Annotated in this window: 16 protein-coding genes; 12 read left to right on the top strand and 4 right to left on the bottom strand. The window is 58.3% G+C overall.

Annotation, left to right across the window (positions count from 1 at the left end):
- Positions 1-55: 55 nt before the first annotated feature.
- Together FE840_RS15990 and FE840_RS15985 are read left to right on the top strand one after the other, a co-directional pair.
- A complete protein-coding gene (locus FE840_RS15990) occupies positions 56-1,249 on the top strand; it encodes a glycosyltransferase family 87 protein (protein WP_138286499.1) in 1,194 nt (397 codons plus the stop codon).
- 160 nt (positions 1,250-1,409) lie between these two features.
- Entirely contained in the window at positions 1,410-2,153 is a 744-nt protein-coding gene (locus tag FE840_RS15985; RefSeq protein ID WP_138286497.1) for a DUF1868 domain-containing protein, read from the top strand.
- An 87-nt stretch (positions 2,154-2,240) separates the two neighbouring features.
- Here FE840_RS15985 and FE840_RS15980 read toward each other — a convergent pair whose 3' ends face one another.
- On the bottom strand, positions 2,241-4,679 hold the full coding sequence (locus FE840_RS15980; RefSeq protein WP_138286495.1) for a methyl-accepting chemotaxis protein: 2,439 nt from the start codon (positions 4,677-4,679) through the stop codon (positions 2,241-2,243).
- A gap of 229 nt (positions 4,680-4,908) precedes the next feature.
- On the opposite strand from FE840_RS15980, the gene FE840_RS15975 reads away from it, so the two are divergent.
- Positions 4,909-6,393, top strand: coding sequence for an amidase (locus FE840_RS15975; protein WP_138286492.1), 1,485 nt, complete (start codon positions 4,909-4,911; stop codon positions 6,391-6,393).
- A gap of 35 nt (positions 6,394-6,428) precedes the next feature.
- Here FE840_RS15975 and FE840_RS15970 read toward each other — a convergent pair whose 3' ends face one another.
- A complete protein-coding gene (locus FE840_RS15970) occupies positions 6,429-7,451 on the bottom strand; it encodes a zinc-dependent alcohol dehydrogenase family protein (RefSeq protein WP_138286491.1) in 1,023 nt (340 codons plus the stop codon).
- Positions 7,452-7,634: 183 nt separating this feature from the next.
- Here FE840_RS15970 and FE840_RS15965 point away from each other — a divergent pair, with 183 nt between their 5' ends.
- Positions 7,635-8,303 carry a glutathione S-transferase family protein gene (locus FE840_RS15965; RefSeq protein WP_138286490.1) on the top strand — a complete coding sequence of 223 codons (669 nt, stop codon included), beginning with the start codon at positions 7,635-7,637 and terminating at the stop codon, positions 8,301-8,303.
- A 61-nt stretch (positions 8,304-8,364) separates the two neighbouring features.
- On the opposite strand, the gene FE840_RS15960 is transcribed toward FE840_RS15965, so the two are convergent.
- Positions 8,365-9,183 (bottom strand): LytTR family DNA-binding domain-containing protein, encoded by an 819-nt coding sequence (locus tag FE840_RS15960; protein ID WP_138286489.1) that lies wholly within the window; start codon positions 9,181-9,183, stop codon positions 8,365-8,367.
- Positions 9,184-9,288: 105 nt separating this feature from the next.
- Between FE840_RS15960 and FE840_RS15955 the strand changes: the two genes are divergently transcribed.
- The 3 genes from FE840_RS15955 (at position 9,289) to FE840_RS15945 (ending at position 12,359) form a co-directional block, all read left to right on the top strand.
- Positions 9,289-9,798 (top strand): DUF2306 domain-containing protein, encoded by a 510-nt coding sequence (locus FE840_RS15955; RefSeq protein WP_138286487.1) that lies wholly within the window; start codon positions 9,289-9,291, stop codon positions 9,796-9,798.
- Positions 9,799-9,876: 78 nt separating this feature from the next.
- Positions 9,877-10,803, top strand: a complete 927-nt coding sequence (gene ypfJ / locus FE840_RS15950; protein ID WP_138286486.1) for a KPN_02809 family neutral zinc metallopeptidase — start codon at positions 9,877-9,879, stop codon at positions 10,801-10,803.
- Positions 10,804-10,958: 155 nt separating this feature from the next.
- On the top strand, positions 10,959-12,359 hold the full coding sequence (locus tag FE840_RS15945; protein WP_138286485.1) for an MATE family efflux transporter: 1,401 nt from the start codon (positions 10,959-10,961) through the stop codon (positions 12,357-12,359).
- Between the two features lie 38 nt (positions 12,360-12,397).
- On the opposite strand, the gene carA is transcribed toward FE840_RS15945, so the two are convergent.
- Positions 12,398-13,603 (bottom strand): glutamine-hydrolyzing carbamoyl-phosphate synthase small subunit, encoded by a 1,206-nt coding sequence (gene carA / locus FE840_RS15940; RefSeq protein ID WP_138286484.1) that lies wholly within the window; start codon positions 13,601-13,603, stop codon positions 12,398-12,400.
- A 314-nt stretch (positions 13,604-13,917) separates the two neighbouring features.
- Between carA and FE840_RS15935 the strand changes: the two genes are divergently transcribed.
- The 5 genes from FE840_RS15935 (at position 13,918) to FE840_RS15915 (ending at position 20,529) form a co-directional block, all read left to right on the top strand.
- Complete coding sequence (locus tag FE840_RS15935) at positions 13,918-14,367, top strand: GatB/YqeY domain-containing protein (protein WP_171033678.1); 450 nt, start codon at positions 13,918-13,920, stop codon at positions 14,365-14,367.
- Positions 14,368-14,547: 180 nt separating this feature from the next.
- The gene (dnaG, locus tag FE840_RS15930) at positions 14,548-16,551 is read left to right on the top strand and encodes a DNA primase (RefSeq protein WP_138286481.1); all 2,004 of its coding nucleotides are present in this window, start codon (positions 14,548-14,550) and stop codon (positions 16,549-16,551) included.
- 125 nt (positions 16,552-16,676) lie between these two features.
- Positions 16,677-17,864 carry a glycine C-acetyltransferase gene (locus FE840_RS15925; RefSeq protein WP_138286480.1) on the top strand — a complete coding sequence of 396 codons (1,188 nt, stop codon included), beginning with the start codon at positions 16,677-16,679 and terminating at the stop codon, positions 17,862-17,864.
- 36 nt (positions 17,865-17,900) lie between these two features.
- A complete protein-coding gene (tdh, locus tag FE840_RS15920; RefSeq protein ID WP_138286478.1) occupies positions 17,901-18,938 on the top strand; it encodes an L-threonine 3-dehydrogenase in 1,038 nt (345 codons plus the stop codon).
- A 295-nt stretch (positions 18,939-19,233) separates the two neighbouring features.
- Complete coding sequence (locus FE840_RS15915; RefSeq protein WP_138286477.1) at positions 19,234-20,529, top strand: adenylate/guanylate cyclase domain-containing protein; 1,296 nt, start codon at positions 19,234-19,236, stop codon at positions 20,527-20,529.
- Positions 20,530-20,840: the final 311 nt, after the last annotated feature.

Genomic DNA, 20,840 nt, shown 5'->3' with positions numbered 1-20,840 from the left:
TGTTCATCTTTCAATTGCAAGATGTCTCAACGGGCAATCTAGGCACAATAGCATTATGAACTCGCAAGTCTTCCTTTCGTTGCGTCAAGCGTTCTCCTCGCCCTTGATCCTTATTGCTGGTGCATCAACAGTTTTTGGGCTGGTGTTATTCTTCCTGATTTTTTCCGGGACCGTCGAGACAGACACACTGACCTGGACGAACACAGACTTCTCCAACTACTGGATCGCGTCGCGGCTTGTCCTAGAGGGGCGCGTAATTGATTTGTTCAGCGGGCAAGAGAATTATTTTGCTCACATGATCGCGGCTTTCGGCGAAAACTATCCCTGGCACAACTGGAGTTATCCGCCATCTTTTTTGCTGATGATCTGGCCTTTGGGGTTCCTGCCCCATGCCCTTTCGATGGTCGCGTTTCTTTGGATTACGCTGCTTCTGTTCCTTCACGGCGTGACGGTGTTTGAAAGAAAGATTGCGCCTGCAACGGTCGTTCTCCTTGTTGCATTCATTCTTTGCAATGTGATTGCTGCGCAGAATGGTTTTATCACCGCTGCGCTGATGCTTTACGGTCTTGGTTTGAGAAGCCGCTCCCCCATTCTCGCAGGCGTTGCCTTTGGTCTGCTGACCATCAAGCCACAATTGGGTCTTCTGATCCCGCTGCTTTTGCTTTGGGAACGAAGGTGGGTTGTGATTGCCGCTGCAGGTGTTACGACAACCTTGATTGTCATTTTGTCCGCAATCATCTTCGGAGTGGAAAGCTGGCTCGGCTATCTGCAGCACAATGTGCCTTATCAAAGCCTGGTCATGACCAAGTTTGAAGGTGTTTTTCTCCACATGATGCCTTCGGTCTTCGGTTCCATGCGAGCCTGGGACTACGATGCCACGACAGCCATGATGGTTCATCTTTCCTGGGCCGGTGTTGCGGTTGTGGCATTTGCGGTGAGCCTCTTGCGTTTGAAAGGCGCTGCTGAGCGAAGCCTCAGCTTACTTTTGGCGAGCTTTGTCGTGTCACCTTACTCCCTGGTATACGATCTCGGTGCGGTTTCGGCAGTTGCTGCGATATGGGCCCATAAGGAAGTGACCCAAGCACCGCATGCCGGTCAAAGGAGACTGCTATTCTCCACCGTTGCCTTGCTTCCACTTCTGCACATGTCAATCTCTGTGTCTCTTGGGTTTGCCATTGCCCCCGTTGTGCTCACGGTTGCTCTTGTTTTTCTTCTCTTTTCACGAGACTCGCAGACAGTCCCGAAATGACGGAGAAATAGCCTGCATCAGATATCGGTCGTGCCAAGACTGCCATGATGCCGACAACCGTGATTGTCTTTGCAATAGCTGTTGCGCGCCCGCTCTCCTGTCACATCCGCTTTGCATCCCTCTGATAGCCGGGTCTGCCTTGCCGATCTGAGAGGACTTCATGGATATCGAAAACCTGCGACCCGAGTTGCGGTCCTATGCCGCCCGTTTCAATCCCGTGCGCCCGGCGCATCTGGGGACGCGCTACAACGAGGATGGGGTCTTCCTCCCGGAACCCGGCAATACGGTTGTCTGTCATCTGACTTCAGGGTCGGACAGTCACGCGGCAATTGAGGCCGCCCGGCAGCGGTTTCTGGCCATGCCGGACGCTAACCTTCTGGCCTTCACGCCTGTCTCCAGCCTGCACATGACCCTGTTTCAGGGCATTATCGAATATCGCCGTCGGCAACCCTACTGGCCGGAGGATCTTCCGCTGGAGACGCCGATTGACGACATGACGGCACTTTTTCTGGATCGGCTTGCCGGGTTCGAAGCCCCTGGCCCCTTTGCCGTGGAAGTCACCGATGCGACCCCGGCGGGCCTCGCGCTGGATGGTGTGACGCCCGAAGATCGCGCGACGTTGAAGCTGTGGCGTGACCGGCTGGCCAATATATTCGGCTATCGCCACCCCGATCATGATGATTACATCTTCCACATCACCTTCGCCTATCCGCTCTCGCGGTTCGGTGATGAGGCCATTCTCCGCTGGCAAGACATGTTGGCGGATCTTGTGCGCGAGATCCGTGAGCGCGCGCCCTTGATCGAACTCAATCCGCCGGCCTTTTGCTCCTTCGCTGATATGAACCACTTTGAAGAATTGCTGGTGCTTGAACCGTCGCGCTGGCGAGCCAATAGAAACAGGTGATGTTCGCGAGGCGGATAAAATGAAACAGGCGGGATTGGCCCGCCTGTTTCAGTTTGTATTTGAGATCTCTGCCTTAGCCGTCGGGGATCAGAATTCTTCCCATTCCTGCCCGCTCGGTGCCGGCTTCGCACCGATGGCGGAGGCCAGCTTGCTTGCAAGATCGCGAGCCGGCGAGGGGGCGGGTCTTGTCCCGGATCCGGCCGCAGCGAGCGGCTTGGGGGCTGGCCTTGCCTGGGTTGCGGTCCGGGCCTGGCTGGCCTTGAGCTGTTCGTTCAAGCGTGTGATCGAGGGTTCCGTGCGCTCTGACGCCATTGTGCCGGTCGAACCTGCCGTCGGCATGGCGTGCCGCTGCTGCGACCGGTTCCCAAGGTTGAACTGGGCAAGGCGGGCCGACAGGGCCGAGACTTCGGCCACCAGCGTGTGAGACGCGGCATTGGTCTCCTCGACCATAGCGGCGTTTTTCTGGGTCCCCTGGTCCATGACATTGACGGCTGTATTGATTTCCTGCAGGCCGACCGATTGTTCGCGGGCGGCCTCGACGATTGCCTGGACATTGGTGTTGATCTGCTGGACGTCTGCCACGATAGCCTGCAGGGCTTCGCCGGTCTGATCGACGAGGGAGACGCCATGCTTGACCTGATCACCGGAGGCGGTGATCAGTGCCTTGATCTCTTTTGCCGCATTGGCGGAGCGTTGAGCGAGTTCACGCACCTCCTGCGCCACCACAGCAAAGCCCTTGCCGGCTTCGCCTGCACGTGCTGCCTCCACGCCGGCATTAAGCGCGAGAAGATTGGTCTGGAAAGCGATCTCATCGATGACACCAATGATGCTGGAGATCGATTGAGAGGACTGTTCGATGGCGCTCATTGCATCGACGGCGCTACGGACAACTTCGCCGGAACGCTCGGCGCTTTGCTTGGTGCGGCTGACCTGCTGGCCGGCCTCCTCCGCGCGGGCGGTTGATTCTTTCACCGAGCGGGTGATCTGGGACAGAGCCGCCGAGGTTTCCTCGACCGATGCTGCCTGCTGTTCGGTGCGGCGGGCGAGATCATCCGCTGCGGAGCGGATCTCATTGGAGCCGTTTTCGATGGTGCGGGCATTGTCCTGGAAGGAGACCATGGCCTCCTGCAGTTTTTCGATCGATGCATTGAAGTTGAGGCGGATCGAATCGAGCGCCGGTGCGAATGGCTTGTCCAGACGGATCGTCATATCGCCATCCGACAAGCGAGAGAGGCCGTTGCCGAGTTCGGTGACGACGAAGCGGATTTCTTCCTCGCGGGCCTTGTGGCCGATCGAGCGTTCGACCCGGTCGGCCTCTTCCTGGGCAAGCCGCGCCTCTGCTTCTTCCTCAAGTTTTACCTTCTTCCTGTTGTTTTCCAGGAGCACGGCGAGCGAGCGGGAGAGTTCGCCGAGTTCGTCGGCGCTATCCTTGTCAGTCAGTTCCACATCCAGATCGCCATTGGCGATATGGCTGGTCTGGGCGATAACGCCGTTGATCCGACGCACAAAGCGGCGAGCCAGAAGCCAACCGAACAGGGTGAGCAGGATCGATGCGCCAATGATGATGATTGCCGAGGTCCAGACGGTCTGGGTCAATTGGGCAAAGACCGTTGCACTCGGAACGGAAACAACGACGTTCCAGACCGCGCCTGCGAAAGGCTCGATCGGAACGGCGATGGCGAGATGTTCATTGCCATCGGGCTGCACAATGGTCTGAGCCGTGCCCGGCGTTCTCAAGACTGCCTGCCAGGCGCCGGCATCAACGCCGCTGTCAGCTAGTGCCTTGCCCATCACGGCCTTGTCCGGGTGGCTGACAAAGGCATTTTGCGAGGACAGCAGGGCAATGTAGCCGTGACCCAATGGACGCTTGGCGGCGAGATCGGCTGCGGTCTTGTCAAGATCGATATCGGCGCCGACATAGCCAACTGTCTGACCGTTGACCTTGGTCGGAACCGAAATCGTGGTCATCAACACGTCCTTGCCGTCGACCGGATAGACGTAGGGCTCAAGAAGGACCGATTGTCCGGTCTGGACAGGCAGGAGGTAATAGTCGCCGGCCCCTGGCTTGTCATAGTCGACGAGCACGTCAACTGCGATCTGGCCGCCTGAGCGGTAGACATAGGGCAGGAAACGACCGGTGGCGTCATGGGCCGGCTGACCGACGAATTCGGCATCCTTGCCGTCGAATGCATTTGGTTCCCAGCCGCTTGAGACGCCGATGGCGTCTGGATAGCCTTCGAGCGTCTTGATCATCAAGGCCGTCACGTTTTCCCGCGTCGCGACACCGCTTTCTTTCAGCGAGGCAATCGACATTTCCATGCCGGCGACCATCTGGTGGGCGACCCGCAGGCTGTCCTCAACCTCGGCTGCTGCTTCGGAGGCGGCCATCTGCATCTGGTTCAGCCCTGCGCTACGGATCTGGTCATAGGACAGCGACACAAGCGTCGCTGCGACACCCATGGTGGTCACCACTCCCAGCGCCACCGTTGAGAAGATGTTGCGGCTCGTTGCCGATTTGAAAATCATGAAACGTCCTTTCGAGCAGATTGTCTGGCCGGTGCCTTCTGCAGAAGTTGCAGCCAGAACGGGGCGCGCATGTCGCCACAGTTCGGACGGGATGGTAGCTGGACGTGGTTAAGCATATGTATATATTCGGAGCATTCGTTTTGGGCGTCGGTATTTTTCCTGGGCGACCCTGCGTTGCATCCGGGCCTCTTCCTGCTAACGTGCCGCCGACTATCACGGGACGGCTTGCATGCAGTTTGACTATGAGAATCATGACGGTGTGGGGCTTGCCGAGCTCATCCGGCGGCGCGAAGTCTCTGCCGACGAGGTTCTGGAAGCGGCGGTCAATCGTATCGAGGCTGTGAACCCGCGAATCAATGCAGTCATTCGCACTTTGTTCGACCTTGCTCGTCAAAGCCTTGGCTCGGTTTCACCGGATGCTCCGCTTGCTGGAGTGCCCTTTCTGATCAAGGATCTTCTGTCCCAGATCGAGGGTGTCCCGACCGGTAACGGCAATGTTCACTGGCAGAACAAGGCGGCGTCTGGCGACTCGGAGCTGGTTTATCGCTGGAAGCGTGCCGGCCTCGTCATCCTCGGAAAGACCAATACTCCCGAGTTTGGGCTGACACCCTATACCGAACCCGGTGTTCATGGTCCGACCTTCAATCCATATGATCTTGATCGCTCCCCCGGTGGATCGTCGGGAGGTTCGGCTGCTGCCGTGGCTGCTCGCATGGTCCCTATCGCCTCGGGAGGTGATGGCGGTGGTTCGATCCGGATTCCCGCCTCGGCATGTGGCGTCTTCGGGATGAAGCCGACACGCGGACGTACACCCTATGGGCCGTTCCTGGGCGACGCCTGGTCTGGTTTTGCAGTCGAGCATGTGCTGACACGCTCGGTTCGTGACAGCGCGGCAGTGCTTGATGCCACGCATGGCGCGGATATCGGTAGTCTGCATCGTCTTGCCGATCATCACGGTTCCTTCCTGGCATCCGTCTCACAGCCTCCGGAACGGCTTCGTATCGCGGTTTCGTCGCAACCCATGTTGGGCAAGGCGGTTTCGACTGATGTTCTTGCAGCCTTCGAGGCTACCGTCAGTCTGCTGCGTGATCTCGGACATGAGGTGGTGGAAGCCGCGCCTGCCATTGAGCGGGAAAGATTTTCCCTGGCCTTCCTGACAGCGCTTGCCGGCGAAATCCGGGCCGATATGGAGTGGACCTCCGAGACCTTCGAGATCCCAGTTCGACCGGGCGACTTCGATTCCTCCACATTCGGCATGGGCCTTCTTGGCAAGGCCTTCTCGGCGGCTGATGTCACGGCGGCCCATCGCTATCTCAAGTTTGCAGCCCGTTCAGTCCTCCGCTTCTTCGAAAGTTATGATGTGCTGCTGACCCCTGTTCTTGCGGATCTGCCGGTCAAGACTGGAAGCCTGCAGCCGTCTCCAATCGAGAAGATGTTGTTGACGGCGCTGGGGCACATCAATGGTGGCTGGTTGCTGCGTCGCCTCGGGATTGCCGACAAGCTCGCGGCAGAGACGTTTGAATACATGCCATGGACACCCGTATTCAACGTCACCGGTCAACCGGCGATGTCGGTACCCTTGTGCTGGACCACCGCAGGCCTGCCAATCGGGATGCAATTTGTCGGACGTTTTGCCGATGAGGACACGCTTTTCCGGCTAGCGGGTCAGCTTGAAGAAGCGCGGCCCTGGAAGGACCGGCGTCCTCCTCTGTGAGCTTTTCCGGTCATCGGAAGAGGTCGACTGCACACTTAATCGGGTACGATCAGGACTTTCACCTCTCCCGCAGCCGGTGGATTTGAAATGACCGCTGCGGCGTCTGACATGCCGACGGTCCGGGAAATGAGCCGTTCGACCACGATTGCACCCGAGGCAATCAGGTCTGCTGCGCGGCGGTGGGTGAAGGGGTTGAGAAAGGACGTGAGCACCTTCACCTCGCGAAACAGCAGGTCAAAGGGCTCGATCTTTATCTTCTCCCCCTGTGGCATGACACCGAGAATGACGACCGTGCCGCCCGGGCGCACCAGCTTCATGGCCTGCATCATCGTATCGGGAACACCGGCACATTCGATAACCACGTCAGCTCCGCCCGGAAGGAGACCCTTCTCGCCCGTCGTTCGCCCGATGAGGTCACCATCAGCAGGATCGATGCTGGCGGTTGCGCCAAGCTCCTCGGCCAGTTTGCGGCGCGAAGCCTGCCTTGTCGAAAGCACGACCTGACTTGCGCCTGCCAGACGCGCCAGCTGAACCGTTAGCAGACCAATCACGCCACCGCCCAATACGATGACAGAGCTGCCCGCCTCGATTTTTGCCAGGTCTATGCCATGCAGGCAGCAGGCCAGCGGTTCGCAGAAAGCGCCATGAAGCGGATTGAGCGATGCAGGTAAAAGAAAGGCCTGCTTTTGCGGGACAATGACATAGTCGGCAAAGCCTCCATCCCGATGAATGCCGATTGCTCTCAGATTGCGACAGAGATTGATGCGTCCGTTGACGCAATGGCTGCAGCGGCCACAGGCGATATTCGGGTCACCCGTTATGCGGTCACCAAGGCGGAAGCCGGTCACTGCCGCTCCCATGTCCTCGATGATCCCGGAAAATTCGTGACCAAGTGTAACTGGGGGCGTGCAGGGGAATTCGCCGTGGAAGAGGTGACGGTCGGTCCCACAGACACCACAGGCCTCGATCCGGACCAGAAGGTCGTCAGGCCCGGGCTCGGGTTTGTCGACCTCCCTCAGATGCAGCGCGCCGATATCTTCCAATCTGATAGCCCGCATACGATCATTCCTCCCAAAATGATGGTCCTGGCCCCGGCGGATAGTGTCAGAAATGGAGTGCAAGCGCCATCGCAAGGCTCGTGAGCAGGCAGGTATCCGCCAAGAACGATCAATCTTTTTCGTCGACTGCATCTTCTGCGGCCGCTAGATAGGTCATGGCAATTTCTAGTAGGACTCTGGCCCATGATCACGGTTCATTATCTCGACAATTCGCGAGCGCATCGCATCCTGTGGCTGCTGGAGGAGCTTGGGCAGGATTACGAGGTCAAGCTGTACCATCGCGGTCGCGACTACCGGGGACCGGAAAGCCTGAAGGCTGTTCATCCGCTTGGCAAATCGCCGGTCATTGAAGAAGAGGGGCGGGTGATCGCCGAAAGCGGCGCAATCATGGAATACTTGATCGAGCGCCATGAGGGCGGATGGCTGCATCCTGAGCAAGGCAGCGATAACCATCTGCGGTATCGCTATTGGATGCATTATGCCGAAGGTTCGGCCATGCCGCTTCTGGTCATGAAGCTGATCTTCTCGCGCATTCCCGGGGAGGTACCCTTCTTCATCCGACCCATCGCCCGACTGATTTCCGAAGGTGTCGGCAAGAGCTTCATCGACCCGCAGCTTGCCGACCATGTTGCTTTGTGGAAAGCCGAGCTTGAAGGCGATGGCTGGTTCGCCGGAGGTGCTTTTTCAGCGGCCGATATCGCCATGAGTTTTCCGGTCGAAGCTGGCCTTACCCGGATTGCCCGCGGTGTCGATGTCACCGTTCTCCGTTCCTGGATGGAGCGCATTCGCGCCCGTCCCGCCTATCAGCGGGCACTGGCACGGGGCGGCGACTATGGTTATTCGAAAAATTGAAATTTTTCATATGATTGCAAAGTCAACTTTACAAGTTGACCAATGCAGATGAACCACAGTCTCAAGTCTGGTAACGGACTTTGGCGGCAGCGGCGCAGCGACGGCTGACGGGTATGCGCTGGCCGTTTTTCAGCCTGATCATCAGCCTTTCGCCCTCCTTGACCAGATCATCGACCGCATGGTCAGCGACCCAATGGGAGCGATGCACCTGCAGACCCTTTGCGCTTCCAAGTTCGGCGAGAGCGTCGGAAAACCGCAACAAGAGCAATTGCTGTCCGTGGATCGTCGTGACGACGGTGTAATGGTCCTCAATGGTCAAATGCAGAAGCGGGCCGCGCAGATCATGCCTCAGCCGTCGGATCAACGGGATCTCCGCTCGCGACGACGTCTGTTCCGCCCCCGCAACCTCCGGCCCTTGATCAGAGACCATACCGTTCGATGCGGTTTGTGGTGCGCTGACCGTGAGATGCGACAGAATGCTGAAGAGGATTGCAAAGACGAGGCACAGGGACAATTGCAGTCCGTAAGATGCGAGGCTCGGTGTTCGCCCGATCCAGGACCACATCAGGAGTTCGAGAAGGGCTGCGATCAGCGGTGCTGCGGCGGCGGCGGACAGCGCTAGGCGCAAAAGGTCATGACTGATGCGTTCGGCCAATCTGATCTCAACGGCTGTGATGACGGTGATCGTGGTCAGCCAGGCGATCGCATGCAGGCAGAACCAGAAGGCCAAGCGTTCGGCCAGGCCCATCTTGTCCACGGTCCCAAACGGGCCAGTGATCACGAATACCAACACGACGATCACAAAAGTCGCCCAGAGCCGTTTTGACCGCAAGACTTCGTGCACTTCACGAAGCGTGGATTGCAGGACGCGTCCAGTCACGAATTTCCTCTTCCGTTTACGGGGTTGCGGTTGGTTGATCCCCGCTTGTCGGTCATTGCTTTCGGCGACCGATCAAAACTGTTTCCAACCTCTGAGGCAAGCCGCATGTCCATCGATCCCCTTCTTGATGCTTCCCATGCCATTCAACTGCATGTTCTCGCAGCGCTTTTGGCGCTTGTTGTCGGGGTATTCCTGCTGGCTGGGAAAAAGGGAACAGGGGTCCATCGCCTGCTTGGACGGTTGTGGATTGCGCTGATGATCGCAACGGCCCTGTCGAGTTTCTTCATTCGGACGATTGACGTCGTCTTTGGTTTTGGTCCGATCCATCTTCTTTCCGTGTTGGTGCTTCACGGGTGTGGGGAGGTGGTCTACAGTGCACGACGCGGCCAGATCGAAGCCCATCGCCGCCATGTGACCACCCTCTATGCCATGGCGCTGCTCGGGGCAGGCGCCTTCACCCTGCTGCCCGGTCGCGCCATGCATCGGGTGTTCTTTGGCGGAGATGACGGAAATGGCTATTTTCTTGCGCTGTTTGCCATTCTGCTCGTCGCTGCCTTTGTCTTCGTCAGGCTGGGTCATCGACGGTTCTCCCTGCCTCTTTTCCAGAAGTCGTGAATTCAACGCGACCGATAGCCAAGCCGTCCGGCATCCACTAATCTTTGCGCCGAGATCGACAGGGGAGCGAGACCGGTCATGGAATGGAAGGGGCGACGTCAGTCGAGCAATATCGAGGACAGACGTCACGGGTCATCAGGGTCCGGCGCCGGGCGCAGTCCCTTCGGTCGCTCTGGCATTCGCATTCCGGTTGGTGGTGGACGACGGGGCGGCGGGCTGAGTCTCGGGACGATCATCATCCTCGTGGTGATCTATTTCGGCTTCAAGATGGTCGGGATCGATCTCCTGCAGGTGATGGAAGGCGGCGATCCTTCCGGTGCCGGCTATGAGCAACAGGTCTCTCGCGCTCCCAGCAGCGGCCCGGCAAATGACGAGATGACAGCCTTCATTCGCACTATGCTGGCCGAAACCGAAGATACTTGGAATGCGATCTTTCAGGCATCCGGCGCCCGCTACCGCGAGCCGACACTGGTGCTGTTTGCGGGACGGACCGAATCGCCTTGTGGGCTGGCTTCTGCCGCGACCGGGCCTTTCTATTGCCCTGCCGACAGCAAGGTTTATCTCGACACGGATTTCTTCCGTCAACTCGAGCAACAATTTGGCGCTGCAGGCGATTTCGCCCAGGCCTATGTGATTGCCCATGAGGTCGGTCATCACGTCCAGAACCTCACAGGCGTGTTGCCTGAATTCAACCGGCAGCGACGCAGCCTGGGGGCTGCAGAGGCCAACCGGCTTTCCGTTCGTGTCGAGCTGCAGGCTGATTGCTATGCGGGCATCTGGGCCAAGGCCGCCGACAAACAGGGCCTGCTTTCGGACGGTGATCTGGAAGAGGCGCTGAATGCGGCCCATCAGATTGGCGACGATACACTACAGAAGCGCGCCCAGGGCTATGTTGTGCCGGACAGCTTCAACCATGGTACTTCAGCGCAACGTATGCGCTGGTTCAAGCGGGGATATGACACGGGTGACGCGTCCGCCTGCGATACATTTTCTGCCGATCTTTAGGGGATCACCTTCTTATCAACATCTCTGATTGTTCGGCCAAAGTTTTCACTGGGTCGTGATCATTGCTTGCCGCTTGCCAACACCTGGCCTAATCCTTTTGCGGTCGCCGCTCCCTTCATTGTCTGGAAGCGGCTTTTTGCATTTGTGGAAATGTCATGTCACAGACCATGCCTCTGCCATATGCCGATCATCCCGCCGGAAGCTGGGTGTCGCATATCCGTGCGACCCTTTCGCTGGGCATTCCGTTGATCGGCGCACAGCTGGCGCAATTGGGGATCCATACGACCGACGTCATCATTGTGGGGCAGTTGGGTGCGGTACAACTCGCCGCCATGGTGCTTGCTGGTCAGTTCTTCTTCACGATCTTTGTCTTCGGCTCCGGCTTTTCGATTGCCGTCATTCCGATGGTCGCGCAGGCCTATGGCCGCGGAGACGCCGTCTCGGTGCGCCGGTCCATTCGCATGGGCATGTGGGTTGCCATTCTTTACACGCTGGTGATGTCGCCGCTGTTCTTCAATGCGGAAAGCATCCTGCTGGCGCTTGGCCAGAAGCCGGAAGTTGCAGCGCTGACGGCGCATTACGTGATGATCAGCCAGTTTGGTCTGCTGCCGGCCTTGTTGTTTGCCGTTTTGCGGGCGCTGGTGAGCGCAACCGGACGGGCGCAGATCGTGCTCTATATCACCCTTGGCATTCTCGTTTTGAATGCTGTGCTCGCTTATGCGCTGGTGCTTGGCCATTTCGGCCTGCCGCGCATGGGCATGACCGGTGCTGCCATTGTTGCCGTCATAGTGCAGTGGGTGAGTTTTATCGCCATGGTTGCCTATATCCAGACGTGCGAGGAGACGAAGAGCTATGAGCTTTTTGTTCGCTTCTGGCGGCCTGACTGGCAGGCTTTTCGCGAGGTGGTTCAGCTTGGCCTGCCGATCAGCATCACGGTGCTGGCCGAGGTCAGCCTGTTCAGCGCCGCCTCACTGTTGATGGGGCGGATCGGCACGATCGAGCTTGCAGCCCATGGCATTGCCCTCCAGCTTGCCTCGATTGCCTTCATGATCCCGCTCGGCTTGTCCCAGGCGGCAACAGTCCGGGTGGGGCTGGCCCATGGGCGCGGGAACTACCCTGAACTGGTTCGGGCTTCAATCACGGTGCTTGGGATCGCGAGTGTATTGTCGCTCACGGGCGGCATCTTGTTCCTGACGATCCCGCTCCAGCTCTCCAGCGCGTTCATCAATGAGACGACGCCGGATGCCGCTGCCGTTCTTGCCTATGCCGTGCCACTGGTCGCCGTCGCCGGTATCTTCCAGCTTGTCGATGGTTTGCAGGCGATAGCTGCGGGTCTCCTGCGCGGATTGAAAGATGCGCGTGTGCCGATGTTCATGGCGCTGATCGCCTATTGGCCGATCGGTTTCTTCCTTGCCTGGCTTCTGGCCTTTCCGCTCGGTGTCGGCGGGATCGGTATCTGGATCGGCTTCCTGATGGGGCTTGGAAGTGCTGCCGTGATGCTCTGCGGTCGCTTCTATCTCAAGGTCCGTGGCGAAATGCAAAAGGCCCGGATGTGAGCCGGGCCGCGACGATGACGTGATTATCTTAGCAGGGTTCAGCGTTCGGCAAGCGCCGGTTCGCCCTTGGTTTCGCGCACCATGTTGATGAAGCGGCGGAACAGGTAGTGGCTGTCCTGAGGGCCGGGGGACGCTTCCGGGTGATGCTGGACTGAGAAGACCGGCTTGCCCTTCAGGCGAAGTCCACAATTGGTGCCGTCAAAGAGCGAAATGTGTGTCTCTTCAACGCTTTCCGGCAGTGACTTGGAGTCAACTGCAAAGCCATGGTTCATGGAGACGATCTCCACCTTGCCGGTGGTGAAGTCCTTCACCGGGTGGTTTGCGCCGTGATGGCCCTGGTGCATCTTTTCCGTGGTGCCGCCAAGGGCCAGGCCTAGCATCTGATGGCCGAGGCAGATGCCAAAGACCGGCTTTTCCGACTGGATCAGGTTCTGGATCGTCGGCACGGCGTAGGTGCCGGTTGCTGCCGGATCGCCCGGACCGTTGGACAGGAAGACGCCATCCGGGTTCAGCGCCAGAATATCCTCCGCCGAAGTGGTGGCCGGAACGACCGTAACCTTGCAGTCAAGGCCGGCAAAGAGGCGCAGGATATTGCGCTTCACGCCGAAATCGACGCAGACGATGTGATACTTGGCGTCGGCTTCACCCAGTGTGGTGTGGCCGTTTTCCCAGGTCCAGGCCTTCTCATTCCAGACCGAAGACTGACCGGAGGAGGCTACCTTTGCGAGATCGAGCCCTTCCAGACCGCTCCAGGCCCTGGCTTCGGCCTTCAGCGCCTCGACGTCGAAAACGCCGTTCGGGTCATGGGCGATCACGGCATTCGGTGCGCCGTTTTCACGGATCCAGGCGGTCAGCGCGCGGGTATCAATTCCGGACAGGCCAATCACGCCACGGCTCTTCAGCCAGGCGTCGAGATGGGATGAGGCACGATAATTTGAAGGCTCCGTGATATCAGCCTTGAAGATCACGCCGACGGCTCCGTGGCGGGCGGCCGGCGTCAGATCTTCAATGTCTTCTTCATTCGTGCCGACATTGCCGATATGCGGGAAGGTGAAGGTCACGATCTGGCCGAGATAAGACGGATCGGTCAGGATTTCCTCATATCCAGTCAGGGCGGTGTTGAAGCAGACTTCCGCTTGAACCTTGCCGGTCGCGCCGATACCGTGGCCTTCGATGACCGTTCCGTCTGCCAGAACAAGGAGGGCGGTCGGCTTGCGGGTTGTCCAGGGAGCTGTCGCGGTCATGGTTATTCCTTGTTCGCCCTTGGTGCCGTCCCTCTTGTCAGGGCAGGGTCCAGAGGCCATCTTGTGTGGTAAATCGTTCGCGCGTCGGGACGCGCGCGTTCAGCCGTTATGTCGATTTCGTGCAGGTGCCGAGCAATAGACGGATCGGACGACAAGGTCAATTATCGAGTTCGGTTTCATAAGGGTTTTGTCCCAAGGCATTTCAATAGTTTGTGCATTTTGTTTGCACTGCACTACGCGTCTGGCTATGAGAACCTCTCAAAAGACAGGGAAAAGCCACAAGAACCAACCGGCTTTCCACGGAGAAAATGATGATGCGCGATACCCTCGCCAATGCGCTTAAGGAAGCCCTGAAGGCGAAAGATACACGCCGGACCTCCACGGTCCGACTGATCCAGACGGCAATCAAGGACCGGGACATCGCCAATCGCGGTGTCGGCAAGGACCCCGTCTCGGACGATGAAATCATGCAGGTGCTGATGAAGATGATCAAGCAGCGCGACGAGTCGGCAAAGATCTATGCCGAAAACGGGCGCCCGGAGCTTGCCGCAGGCGAGCTTGAGGAAATCGACATCATCAAGACCTTCATGCCCGAGCAGCTGTCTGAAGACAAAATGCGAGAGCTCTGCGCCTCTGTCATCAATGAGACAGGCGCCCAGGGTCTGCGCGACATGGGCAAATGCATGAACACGCTGAAGGAACGTTATCCGGGCCAGATGGATTTTGCCAAGGCTTCCGGCGTGGTGAAGGAAATGCTGAAGTAGGCAGTGACTTGCTCCCGATTATCTGACGCCGCCTTCGGGCGGCGTCTTGCGTTTTGACACTCGGCACTATTGCCAAGCCTGTTTGCTGCTCAGTCGTTGTGAATAGTGGGTATGAGTGGCGAAAGCCGTGGCATCCCCTAGCGCAGGCGCCTATATGGAGGAGCAGACCCAGGGGCGCCCATGCGTTTTTCCAATGATTTTCTTGACGAGATCCGTGACCGCGTGCCGATTTCGGCCGTGATCGGTCGGCGTGTGACATGGGATCGCAAGAAAACCAATGTGTCGCGTCAGGATTACTGGGCCTGCTGCCCCTTCCACGGTGAAAAAAGCCCGAGCTTCCACTGCGAGGATCGCAAGGGACGCTATCATTGCTTCGGCTGTGGGGTGTCCGGTGACCACTTCCGGTTTCTGACAGACCTGGAGGGGCTGAGTTTCCCGGAAGCGGTGCAACAGATTGCCGATATGGCCGGTATCGCGATGCCGCAGCCGGACCTGAAGGCCGAGCAGCGGGAAAAGGAGCGGACTAGTCTTCAGGATGTGATGGAGCTCGCAACCCAGTTCTTTCAGGACCAGTTGCAGACGGCAAGCGGAGCCCGGGCGCGGGCCTATCTGCGGGAGCGGGGGCTTTCTGGCCGGACGATCGAGACGTTCCGGCTTGGCTATGCGCCGGAAAGCCGCAATGCACTCAAGGAGTATCTGGCAGGCAAGGGGGTTACCAAAGAGCAGATCGAGGCCTGTGGTCTTGTCGTGCATGGACCGGATATTCCGGTCTCCTATGACCGGTTTCGTGATCGCATCATGTTCCCGATCCTGTCGTCACGCGACAAGGTGATTGCCTTTGGTGGGCGGGCCATGTCGCCCGATGCGCTGGCCAAGTATCTCAATTCCAATGAAACCGAGCTCTTCCACAAGGGAAACGTACTCTACAACTTTGCCCGCGCCAAACGTGCGTTGCAGGGAGCGGATGGAGCGGAAACGCTCATTGCGGTCGAAGGCTATATGGATGTCATCGCGCTATATCAGGCGGGCATCGAGAATGCAGTGGCACCGCTGGGCACGGCATTGACGGAAAACCAGCTGCAATTGATGTGGAAGACGACTTCGGTTCCTGTCCTCTGCTTCGATGGGGATGGTGCCGGACAAAGGGCCGCTTTCCGGGCGGTGGATCTTGCATTGCCGCATCTGAAACCCGGCCAGTCTCTTCGGTTTGCCATGCTGCCGGACGGCAAGGATCCCGATGATCTGGTGAAAAGCGACGGGCGAGAGCCTTTTGATCGAGTTATGGCGGAAGCGCGGCCGCTGGCCGAGATGGTGTGGCGGCGCGAAGTGGGTGCCGGTGGCTTTGACAGCCCGGAGAAGCGGGCCGAGCTCGAGGCACGATTGAAGCAGGTCGTTGCCGTGATCGCCGACGAGAGTGTACGGCGTCACTACCAGCAGGATATGCGCGACCGGCTTTATGGCTTCTTCCAGTCGTCACAACCCGGTCGCAATGATCGGCGCGGCCCTGGTTACCAGCAGAGCGGGCGGTCCAGTGATCGCAGTGGCGGACGCTTCGCCGGGCGCCCAGGCCAGGGACAGGCCTTTGGCGGTGTCGCGTCTGTGTCTGACCGACTGGCCCGTTCGGGCCTGGTACGTGGTCATCAGGAGCAGCCGGCACTCAGGGAAAGCGTTCTGGCGCTGACGATCGTCAATCATCCGCAGCTTCTGGACGAAGACTATGACGAGATTGCCGCGATCGATTACGAGAATGCGGCATTGCAGCGTCTCTGGTCCGCCCTGCTGACCGCCGTCGGAGGCGCCGGGCTCCATCTGCAGCGAGAGGCACTGATTGCGCGGCTCGAAGAGCAGGGACATGGTGCCATCCTTCGTGGTCTCGATCAGCAGATCCGCAACGCCCGACTTTGGACGGCAACTGAAAACGCAGCCGCCGAAGATGCGCGCGAAGGCTATCGTCAGGCGCTGTCTCTCCACAAGCGGTCGAAAGCCCTGAAGCGTCAGCGGATGGAGCTTGAGCGCGAGGTAGCGGAGGCGACCGAAGCGGATGATGCGGAACGGATCGACCAGCTCATTACGGCGCTCCATCAGGTTCAGCTGGAGATCACAAGGATGGAAAACCAGGAAGCCATCATTGATGGATTCGGTGTCATGTCCGGTCGGATCAAGGGGCCTGCGATCGGCCACTAAATGGGCGGAGATTGCGGAAGAACGGCGTTTTCTGACGTGTCTTCGCTTCGTCTTTGCCTGTTTTGCGTGCTATCACCTCCCGAACAGACGATTTTTCTGAAAATCCGGCACGAAGGAGTGACGTGGTGCGTGAGGCCTTTTTCGATTATCTGCGCGGTGAACTCGATGGCCTGAAGGCCGCAGGTCTCTACAAGGCCGAGCGGGTGATTACCTCCAAACAGGCAGGTGAGATCGAGGTGGCGTCCGGTGATCGGGTGCTGAACTTCTGCGCCAATAACTATCTTGGTCTGGCGGACAATGAAGAGCTTACAGAAGCCGGCAAGCGGGCACTGGAGCGATATGGGTATGGTATGGCCTCGGTTCGCTTCATCTGCGGCACCCAGGAGGAGCACAAGCAGCTTGAAGCGCGCATTTCCGCCTTCCTCGGCATGGAAGATACCATTCTCTATTCGTCCTGCTTCGATGCCAATGGCGGTCTCTTCGAGACATTGCTCGGCGAAGAGGATGCCATCATATCGGACGCGCTTAATCACGCATCGATCATTGATGGCGTGCGGCTCTCCAAGGCAAAACGCTTTCGCTATGCGAACAACGACATGAGGGCTCTGGAAGAGGAGCTCAAGAAGGCCGAAGGCAGTCGTTACAAGTTGATTGCGACCGACGGCGTCTTCTCGATGGACGGGATTATTGCCAATCTCGGCGGTGTCTGTGATCTCGCGGACAAATATGGTGCGATGGTGATGGTTGATGACAGCCATGCCGTCGGTTTTGTCGGGCGAAACGGGCGCGGGTCTGCGGAGCATTGCGGTGTCGAGGGTCGTGTCGACATGATTACCGGTACTCTCGGCAAGGCGCTTGGTGGTGCCTCCGGCGGCTATACTTCGGCGCGGGGTGAAGTTGTCGATTGGCTTCGCCAGCGCTCACGGCCCTATCTGTTTTCCAATACGCTCGCCCCGGTCATTGCTGCCGCCTCGCTCAAGGTGTTCGACCTGATCGAAAACGGGGATGCGCTTCGGCAGCGGCTGTATGCAAATGCCGATCTTTTCCGGCGCGAAATGACCAAGCTCGGCTTCACGCTTGCCGGCGAGGGACATCCGATCATTCCCGTCATGCTGGGAGATGCAGTGCTGGCCCAGGAGATGGCGAGACGGATGCTCGAAAAGGGCGTTTATGTCGTTGGCTTTGCCTTTCCGGTTGTGCCGAAGGGGCAGGCGCGTATCCGGACCCAGATGTCGGCGGCGCACAGCACTACAGATGTTGAACGGGCGATTGCCGCCTTCGCCGATGTCGGTTGCGACCTTGGCGTCATCTGATCCCAAACTAAACCAGATACTTATGGAGCACAGTGCATGTCGAATATGATGAAGGCGCTGGTGAAGTCCAGGGCCGAGACCGGCCTTTGGATGGAGCATGTCCCTGTGCCCGAGCCCGGCCCAAGGGATGTTCTCATCCGGGTCCGCAAGTCGGCCATCTGTGGAACCGATGTGCATATCTGGAACTGGGATGAGTGGGCGCAGAAGACTATCCCCGTGCCAATGGTTGTCGGCCATGAATTTTGCGGCGAGATTGCCGAGGTCGGCAGCGCCGTCAGCAAGTTCAAGATTGGCGAGCGGGTGTCGGGCGAGGGGCATATCGTTTGCGGCACCTGCCGCAACTGCCGCGCCGGGCGTGGCCATTTGTGCCGCAACACACTTGGTGTGGGCGTCAATCGGCCCGGCTCGTTTGCAGAATATCTCTGCATTCCCGAAGCCAATGTTGTCCCTATCCCGGACGATGTTCCCGATGAGATTGCCGCGATTTTCGATCCCTTCGGCAATGCCGTTCACACGGCACTCTCGTTTGATCTCGTGGGGGAGGATGTCCTGGTGACCGGCGCCGGGCCGATCGGCATCATTGGGGCCATGGTCGCAAAGCGATCCGGCGCCCGTAAAGTGGTAATCACGGATATCAACCCGACCCGCCTGGAGCTTGCCCGCCAATGCGGCATCGACCATGTGGTGGATGTGTCGCGGGAGAAGCTGCCGGATATGATGGCTCAAATCGGGATGAAGGAAGGCTTTGATGTTGGCCTTGAAATGTCCGGCGCGCCGCCGGCCTTCCGGTCGATGATCGAGACCATGAACAATGGTGGCAAGATTGCCATTCTGGGCATTGCGCCAGAAGGCTTCGGCATTGATTGGAACAAGGTCATCTTCAAGATGCTGACCCTCAAGGGCATCTATGGTCGCGAGATTTTCGAGACCTGGTACAAGATGATCGCTTTCGTCCAGGGCGGGCTTGATCTGTCGCCTGTGATCACGCACCGGATCTCGATTGATGACTATAAGTCCGGTTTCGAGGCGATGCGGTCGGGCCAGTCGGGCAAGGTGGTGATGGACTGGGGTTGAAACTCTCAACTGAGCGAATGGCGCTGCTATCTGCTCAAGCGGCAGATCCAAGCATGATCTGAGGGGCCAGCGGCGACCAACAGTGCTGACGGCGGCCATTTTATCACACTTCGTTGTATTTCGATTCGTTTTCAGGTTGCATTCGTTGCGCAAATGTTAGATGCAGCGAGACCTTTTCTGGTTTCGCCTATTGTTTTTTGAATGTGTTGTTTCCGCAGGCGTGGGTGGGAGGTGCTTTGACGGTTCTTACGACGGGTGTGCCTCATGCTTCTTTGCCGGGCTTAGTGGACTGACAATGCCATTCCAGGACCTGGATTATCTTGACCTGCCCGCACGCAAGCCCGGGGCCAACTGGCGTTTGCCGCGGTTTGTCTGGTGGGTAGCGCGCATTGGAACCAAGGGCTATCCGCACCGAGTTCGCCGCCGTCTTGCCGTCACCAATGTGATTTCATTGATGGTCAGCGTCATGACCCTTCCCTATATCGGGCTTTACATCGGCTACGATTGGGAAAACCTCTGGCTGGCTGCCGTGCTCTTCAGTCCCCAGGTTGCGTTTTATGCGCTGACGCCGTTTCTCCACCGGCTTGGCAGGTTTGCCGCTGCCACTTATCTTTGCTCGATATGGCTCGTCTTCGGGATTTGTTCCTGTCTGTTCTTCGGACGCGATTCCGGTCTGCATTTCTTCTTCCTGCCTGCCGCTTCTGCTTCCATGTTGGTCTTCGGACCCGAGCGGCTGGTCGTATCCGCCGCCGTGACCATGGTCGCCCTGGTCGCGTTCCTTCTTATCGAGATGCTCGTCATCTCGCCGATCTGGTTTGTGTCGGTCGATCCGGAGTTTCTGCAGATCCTTTTCCTGCTGACGGTACCCTTTAGCTTTGTGCTGATTTTCACCACGGTGCTTTTCGCGTTCAAGGAAGCCACTCAGGCGGAACTGGCATTCGAGAAAGAATACCGTTTCTCGGAAAAGCTGCTGCAGAATATCCTCCCGCGTGCGGTGGCTTTGCGGCTCAAGCATGAACGCGTTCAGATCGTTGCCGATCACGTCGACGCCGCAACGATCCTGTTTGCGGATATCGTCAACTTCACGCCCCGAGCGGCCAGCTGGAAACCACAGGAGGTTGTCGCCTTCTTGAGTCAGGTCTTTGCCCGCTTTGATGCGATTGCGACCTCGCACGGCTTGGAGAAGATCAAGACGGTCGGTGATGCCTACATGGTTGCAGGCGGTTTGCCAGAGCCTCGGCCCGATCACGCAGCCGATGTCGCACGGATGGCGCTCGATATCCTCAAATGTTGTGAAGACTTGTCGCGTGAAATCGGCGAACAAGTCGAGGTGCGAATTGGTCTTGATTCCGGCCCCGTGGTCGCCGGCGTGATCGGACCCAACAAGCTGCTCTATGATGTTTGGGGTGACCCGGTAAACACCGCAGCCCATCTGGAATCGCACGGTCTTGCCGGGCATATCCAGGTGACGGAATGTCTTAAAGCCAAACTTGAGGACCGCTTCGTATTCGAGTTTCGTGGAGAGCTAGCCGTCAAGGGCAAGGGGATGATGCGACTTTGGTTCCTTAAAGAAGAGAAGCGGCCACTGTAAGCATCCATCAAGGCACTCGCGATGAAGTCGCGACAGTGGGCGATGACACGAGCAGCATCTGTCGGCAATTGCCGCCTGTTCTTCAATTGCCCCTTGTTTTGCTGCAACAGCAACCTACATCCTGCCTGACCACTGGATAACTACCCGCAAACCTCTCATTTGTCGTTTTTCCTGAGCATTCGTGTTGGAAATGCTTGACGTGAGGAAAAATTGTGGGAATCACGAAGGCTGACACACAAGGGTGAAGTGGGTTCGGGCAGATCTCTGGTATGATGACCGGTCACGCAAATAGACGACTATGCGATGCAGCG

Origin of the sequence: Peteryoungia desertarenae (assembly GCF_005860795.2) — a bacterium.
In the GTDB taxonomy this organism is placed as follows: domain Bacteria; phylum Pseudomonadota; class Alphaproteobacteria; order Rhizobiales; family Rhizobiaceae; genus Allorhizobium; species Allorhizobium desertarenae.
This window is presented reverse-complemented; position numbering and strand designations above follow the sequence as displayed.